The sequence below is a fragment of the Streptomyces iakyrus genome, from assembly GCF_000717055.1.
Lineage (GTDB): Bacteria > Actinomycetota > Actinomycetes > Streptomycetales > Streptomycetaceae > Streptomyces > Streptomyces iakyrus.
Genome location: NZ_JNXI01000137.1, coordinates 1 through 323 on the forward strand (window position 1 = coordinate 1; position 323 = coordinate 323).

At 66.6% G+C, this 323-nt stretch carries 1 protein-coding gene; it reads left to right on the forward strand.

The features are described from left to right. Window positions 1–177: 177 nt before the first annotated feature. On the forward strand, window positions 178–323 hold a 146-nt coding region (locus OO68_RS49065; RefSeq protein ID WP_500691380.1), incomplete at its 3' end, for a hypothetical protein.

Genomic DNA, 323 nt, shown 5'->3' on the forward strand with positions numbered 1-323 from the left:
TCTTCGAGGTCGGCGCCACCGCGGCGACGCCGGTTTGGGTCACGCTGGCAGTGTTTGCCCTCAACCACATGATCCAGGCCAACATGCGTGACGCCGAGCAGGCGGAGCCGGCAGGCGCGACGGCCTGATCCGCCAGGGGCGAGAGCGTAATCCATGGACTTCCGCTTCTGCCACTCCATGCCAGGGCGCATCCGTCTGAGCATTCCCGCGCTCGGCCAAAATCGCAAGCTGGGCGAGATCTGCCTCGGCTGGCTGCGGGCGCAGGACGGCATCAGGACCGCGCGGATCAACTACGACTGCGCGAGCCTCGTGCTGGAATACGA